Genomic DNA, 6,397 nt, shown 5'->3' with positions numbered 1-6,397 from the left:
AGAACAAAATCAGGATATTATTATAGCCATACAAGATAATGGCGCGGGCATAAGCGACAGTAAACTTAACGAGCTTAACGACATGTTAAAATCTACTACCAACTCGGGTAAGGGCATAGGTCTTGCTTATGTCAGTTCATCTCTGAAGCTAATGTTTGGAGAACAAGCCAAGATGAGCATTGATTCAACACCAGGCATCGGTACACAAGTGGTTATAACCATACACAGGTTAAAAAATAATAATCCCTATTCTATAAAGGAGTTAACATGTTAAACGTATTTATTGTGGATGACGAACCTCTAGTCAGAGCTGGAATAAAATACAGTATTAACTGGGAAAAGTATGATATGCAGGTTATAGGTGAAGCTGACGGGGTGGATAATGCAATTGAAGCAATTCTTATCCATCCGCAAATTGACATAGTATTTACCGATATAGTAATGCCTGAGAAAAACGGATTAGAGCTTATTAAATGGATCCGCAAGTATCGCCCACTTATTACCACCGTGGTATTAAGCTACTATAATGATTTTACCTATATTCAGGAAGCCCTACGTCTTGGCATTGTCGACTATATAGTAAAAACCGAGCTCGATTATCCCGACGTTTCCTTATCATTGCAGCGTATAGCTGACATTGCTAAAAGCAACCAGCAAAACCGTCATAAGCTTAATCTGCACCAATCTGAAGCAGATTATAGTTACGTCATTGCCATTGTAGCATTAAACGAATCACCTCTATCACTTCGCGAGCAGGAGCTTGCTTGTGCAAGTGATCATTTTCAAGTCAGCCAAAACACACATCTACTACTCTATCCGACGAAGGTTGAGGAAGCACAGCTTTTAGAAATGGAGAAATATTACCAGAAGGTGGGCATATTGTTAACCTTCGATGGAATAAGAAGCATACCTGTATCCGACATTATAATTGCCATAAAGCTATTTATGTCTCGTGATTTTTTCTATGACTATTTACCACACTTATATGTATATGATTTGGATATACAAAGCATACTCGAAGAGAAGAGCTGTCTTAGTGGTCCAGATTACATGAAGGTTGAGGAACAGTTGTCCTCCATGCAATGGATAAACGATGATGCAATGTTAAACCAGATACTAAACACTATCCGGAACTCACGCCTTCTACCCTCCAGCGTATACAATTTGTTTTATTGTGTGCAGAAACAATGGCAGCGATTTTTTTCTATTGATGCTGTTCCAAACGCCTTCCCCATATCAGGCATACGGTTTTGGTACCAATGGATGGACTGGCTCAACCATTTTCGTACGTTTATCGCCACTCAAAGCAAGCTGAGCTCCTATTCCCATGAGGTTATAAATTCAATACAGAAACTAGTAATCTGGTTAAATAATAATTTTACTAAAAATGTCACTCTGACAGAGGCCTCCAAGATTGCAAACCTCAGTCAGAGTTATTTAAGCCGCTGCTTTAAAAATATAATTGGTAAGCCTTTCAATGTTTATCTTCGTGATTTGAAGGTAGAATACGCGAAAAAAATTCTTACACAGAGCGATTTACAAATTTCTCGTATAGCAGAAATAAGCGGGTTCATGGATCAGTTTTATTTTACCAAGGTTTTTAAAAAATGCACAGGCATGACTCCCAGTGAGTACAGAGCAAAAATAAGAAAATAATGTTTGATTACGGTTCATTGACCAATCAATTGCAATAAAAGACAAATTTTCCGACAAAATCGTCCATATGCAAAGATATTTCGTAGAGATAAAATGTAAATGTAATTTTCAAGCACTTTAAAAATATCTTAGGAGGTTTTGTATATGAAAAGAATTATTGTAATTCTTCTTTCTGTTTCAATGGTGTTGTCTATGGTTGCTTGTGTCAAGACTGTAACACCGCAGATAACAACATCCACTCAATCTACTCAATCCACTCAATCATCTACTTCCAAGGAAGTTGACAAAGCGTCATATAAGACCATTGAGGGGAATCCTTACGTTAGGATATTTGATCCGCCACTTACCTATACAACAATATTAAAAACACCTGTAGGGTACACGCTGCCCGAGGGGCAGACGGAGGAAGACAACCTTCGCAGCAGATTGTTTACAAGGTATACCGGCTTAGTTCCCAAGGTACTGTGGACAGCCGCGGGGGAAGCCTTTGTCCAGAAGTTGAACATGGCGATTGCTTCTGGAGATATCCCCGACTATTTCGAGGCACAATATGTACAGTATGATGCGCTTGTAAAAGCCGGTTTACTTGCCGATATTACTGATCTATATAATAATATACTTGACCCTGGTATTAAGGATTGCTTTGAGAGTGCAGATAATGTTGATATAAAAGCAGTAACAAAAAAAGGCAAAATATATGGAATACCAAAAACAGCTGCTATTGAAGATAGTACTCCAGTATTGTGGGTACGTAAGGACTGGATGGAAAAGTTAAAGATGCCTGAGCCTAAATGTATTTCTGATATTGAGACTATGGCTCAAGCATTTATAAATAATGATCCTGACGGTAATGGCAAAAATGATACATTAGGATTAGTAATTTGTCCCAGATATGACAGCAAAGGAGGAGGTACAGGTTCTATTTCAGCTATATTTACCAACTATGGAGCAACACCTGGGCAATGGCGTGTTAAGGATGAAAACAACGTAATTTATGGTTCACTTATGCCTGAAGCAGCAAACGCTCTTGAACTTCTAAACAAATGGTACAAAAACGGTATTATTCCGAAAGATTTTGGTACATGGGATGAGGCTACACTTAAGCAAAAAGTCACAAGCGGTGAAGCAGGAATGTTTTTTGCCCCATGGTGGATAGGTTGGTCGTATCTTAAAGATACGGTAGTAAATAATTCTAAGAGTAGGTGGGTTGGTTATGCATTACCGAAAGAGTCAGATCAAAGTTTCATTGGTGGTGCACCTAACCCAGCAGGCTACCAAATCGGAGTAATCAGTAAAAAAGTAAAGAATCCAGAATATTTCATTTATGCTCTTAACACTTTGGCTTATCATATGGGGCAACCTTACTATCGGGATGATATTAAGGAAGCGTCAGTAGTGAATAACGCATATACTCCTATGACCATAGTCCCTGTAAGGGCGGATGCTGGCTTAGAAACTGCTAAGGTTGCATTACAATATGCAACAGGTAAAATTACTAGTGATGATGTGTTAAGGTCGACTCGCTGGGACCCTTATTATAGACTTTTTGTATGTGATATTGTAAAAAAAGTAGTTAATAGAGATAACCCATATGAGAATTTGGATGATTGGGCAACTGCTGTTTGTTATATTGAAGGTAAGATGGCGTTTGTTAAGTCTAATGCTAAGTTTATCCGTTCTGATTTCTGCAGCATAACCAAAACCATGGAAAAGAAGGGTACCTTCCTTGAAAAGTTGGAACATGAGGCCTATACTAAGATGATAATGGGTGACACAGAAGGGAAGACCATTAAGGAGTATTTCGACAGTTTTGTAAAGCAGTATTTGTCCCAAGGAGGGCAGGAAATTACCGATGAAGTGAAAGCAGAAATCCAGGCAAATAAATAATTATGCAATAAAAACAAACATAGAATGAAAGGATGGGCAGGTAGAAGGATCATGCCCATCCTCCTTTAGATAAAATGCAAATAAGGGGAAATGACATGAAAAGGGGAAATGATGTGAAGAAAAAGGAACAAATACATTATCATATGATGGTACTACCAGGGACGATAATAGTGTTTCTGTTCAATACTGCAACCTGGCTCGGGATTTTTCTTGCGTTTCAGGATTTTGTACCAAGTAAGGGATGGTTTGGCTCTCCGTGGGTGGGAATGGAAAATTTCAAGGTATTTTTTAGTATGCCGGATAGCTTTCAGATTATACGTAACACTCTGATTATGGCAGTCGGTAAGATCATATTTACCATGCTAACAGCCATCGTTTTTGCGTTGTTGCTCAATGAAATTCTCCATAAAGGCTTGAAAAGGAGTATTCAAACAGCGGTCTATTTGCCTCACTTTGTGTCCTGGGTTATATTTGCCATAATTATGCGCTCCCTCTTTGACTTGGACGGTATCATAAACAGATTGCTTTTGATGCTTGGTCTGCATGAACCGATTCTTTTTTTAGGAATACCGAAATTGTTCCCAATAATAATGATTATTACACATGTGCTCAAAGAATTTGGGTTCAGCGCTATTATATATTTAGCGGCTATCACAAATGTAGATCCTTGCCTATATGAGGCATCTTTTATTGATGGAGCCAACAGCTGGCAGAAGGTAATTTATGTTACACTGCCATGTATTGCACCTATAATTGTACTTATGGCAACATTGTCGTTAGGTAATATACTAAATGCCGGTTTTGACCAGATTTTCAATATGTATAATCCCACAGTTTACTCAACAGGTGATATTATAGACACCTATGTTTATCGTGTGGGATTGATGAGCTACAACTACGGTATAGGCTCAGCTATAGGACTTTTTAAATCAGTTATCTCATTTGTACTTATGATCTTAGCAAATTGGTTGGCAGTCAAATTTGCCGATTACCATATATTCTAGGCAGTGAGAAATTTCAGAAACTCAGGAGGGGATTTAGAAAATGAAACGGAAAATAACAGTGGGGAGAGCAGTTATTGCAATAGTTTTAATCATTGTTGCCTTTGCGTGTGTGTATGCAATGTGGTATACACTTATTGTATCTTTTAGCAATAAAGCGCACGTGTCGGCGGGAAAGGTGTGGATTATACCTTCCGGTTTTAATATCGCTGCTTACAAGAAGCTGTTAGCCGATGGGAGGTTCTTTACTTCCTTTGGTGTGTCGGTTAAGCGTACACTACTTGGCATCTCGCTAAACATGCTTCTGATTGTTATGACAGCATACCCGTTGTGTCTTCCTAGGGGACGTTTTAAATGCAGTAATATTTATTTATGGTTTTTAGTGATAAACATGCTGTTTTCAGGTGGCCTAATTCCTGCGTATTTTGTTGTGAAGAGCTACAATCTTATTAACTCTATATGGTCGCTTATACTACCGACTGCATTGCCAATATACAACACATTACTGATGATAAAATTCTTTAAAAACGTGCCGTTTGAGCTGAATGAGGCGGCCGTAATTGACGGTGCGAATCCATGGACGATACTCTTTAGAATTTATATTCCCATGAGCTTGCCTTCCCTTGCGACCCTGCTGATATTTGCTTTTGTACATCATTGGAACTCATATTTTGACGGTTTGCTTTATATAAACAACACTTCCAAGCAACCACTGCAAACCTATCTTTACCAGCTCTCCACTGCCTTAAGCCCCCAAACAATGACGCCTGAAGAGCTTCGAGAGGCGTCAAAACTCTCCGATGTGACTCTGAATTCCGCCAAGGTAGTAATAGCTCTTATTCCGATAATGGTCATATATCCATTCTTGCAAAAATACTTTGTTGTAGGTATGACAATAGGTTCCGTGAAAGGATAATTTATATTTTGAATTTTTTAAAACAAAAACGGCGTATATGAGGCAGTTATAGGTGAGCCACTTTTATATGCCTCTTTCTCCGGTGGCAGATGCTATTTTGGGAAGGAATTATGAGGGCTTTGACGGAGACTCTGAGGGACGGTCGGATGGTGCTTGCGAGTAAAAAGGGTTATGAGCGAACGTTGTGCCAATATACTGTTGACCGTATATGCTGTTGACTATGTGGATCGGTCGGGAATGCTGAGACAAGATATGATTTATTGTGTTATTGTATGTCAAATCCAACGGCCGATAAGGGAAAAGCAATTGCACCTATTGAAGCAGGGCTATTAACTATTAAGTACGCTGATGTGCCTGAAAAATAGGATTTTCAGGAGTTAGAATTATAATAATATGGGAGGGGTAGTAAATGGATAAGAAACGCGTAGAACAACTTTACGAGTACTACAAAAAATACTTGCTGCAGAACTGTATCTCTTTTTGGTTAAAAAATTCCCTAGATTATGAATATGGGGGATATCTTACATGCCTTGACAGGGAAGGGAAAGTTTATAATACTGATAAATCAATATGGTTCCAGGGAAGAGGGACGTGGATTTATTCCAAACTCTATAATGTCGTTGAAAAGCGACAGGAGTGGATTGATGCTGCAAAAATAGGGTATGACTTTTTGTTAAAATACGGGTTTGATTCAGATGGGAGAATGTTTTTTCAGGTTACAAGAGATGGCAAGCCGCTGCAAAAAAGAAGATACGTCTTCAGTGAAATGTTTGCCATCATGGCATTTAAAGAATTCTATAAAGCTACAGGCAGAGATGAAGCTTATAATATGGCAATAACCACATACGATACCGTACTGGATATATACAGAAACCCATCAAAGATTGTACCAAAAATAATTCCTGAAACCAGAAGGACTAAAAGTCATTCATTCTTT

At 38.5% G+C, this 6,397-nt stretch carries 6 protein-coding genes; all 6 read left to right on the top strand.

What is annotated here, in order from left to right; all coding sequences use genetic code 11:
- A partial coding sequence (locus tag HPY74_19070; GenBank protein NSW92714.1) for a hypothetical protein occupies nt 1-274 on the top strand: 274 nt, incomplete at its 5' end.
- Nucleotides 268-1,656 carry a response regulator gene (locus HPY74_19065; protein NSW92713.1) on the top strand — a complete coding sequence of 463 codons (1,389 nt, stop codon included), beginning with the start codon at nt 268-270 and terminating at the stop codon, nt 1,654-1,656. The genes HPY74_19070 and HPY74_19065, both read left to right, overlap by 7 nt.
- 144 nt (nt 1,657-1,800) lie before the next feature.
- The gene (locus HPY74_19060; GenBank protein NSW92712.1) at nt 1,801-3,543 is read left to right on the top strand and encodes an extracellular solute-binding protein; all 1,743 of its coding nucleotides are present in this window, start codon (nt 1,801-1,803) and stop codon (nt 3,541-3,543) included.
- 95 nt (nt 3,544-3,638) lie between these two features.
- Nucleotides 3,639-4,547 carry a sugar ABC transporter permease gene (locus HPY74_19055; protein ID NSW92711.1) on the top strand — a complete coding sequence of 303 codons (909 nt, stop codon included), beginning with the start codon at nt 3,639-3,641 and terminating at the stop codon, nt 4,545-4,547.
- A gap of 40 nt (nt 4,548-4,587) precedes the next feature.
- Nucleotides 4,588-5,460 carry a carbohydrate ABC transporter permease gene (locus HPY74_19050; GenBank protein NSW92710.1) on the top strand — a complete coding sequence of 291 codons (873 nt, stop codon included), beginning with the start codon at nt 4,588-4,590 and terminating at the stop codon, nt 5,458-5,460.
- 409 nt (nt 5,461-5,869) lie between these two features.
- Nucleotides 5,870-6,397: AGE family epimerase/isomerase (locus HPY74_19045; GenBank protein NSW92709.1), on the top strand; the 528-nt coding region annotated here is incomplete at its 3' end.

Source organism: Bacillota bacterium, from assembly GCA_013314855.1.
Classification (GTDB): domain Bacteria; phylum Bacillota; class Clostridia; order Acetivibrionales; family DUMC01; genus Ch48.
The sequence above is the reverse complement of the archived record's forward strand: the minus strand, read 5'-3'. Positions and strand labels throughout refer to the sequence as shown.

Coding starts and splice junctions, on each gene's coding strand:
- HPY74_19065 (NSW92713.1), top strand. CDS start 268: ATGTTAAACGTATTTATTGTGGATGACGAACCTCTAGTCAGAGCTGGA.
- HPY74_19060 (NSW92712.1), top strand. CDS start 1,801: ATGAAAAGAATTATTGTAATTCTTCTTTCTGTTTCAATGGTGTTGTCT.
- HPY74_19055 (NSW92711.1), top strand. CDS start 3,639: ATGAAAAGGGGAAATGATGTGAAGAAAAAGGAACAAATACATTATCAT.
- HPY74_19050 (NSW92710.1), top strand. CDS start 4,588: ATGAAACGGAAAATAACAGTGGGGAGAGCAGTTATTGCAATAGTTTTA.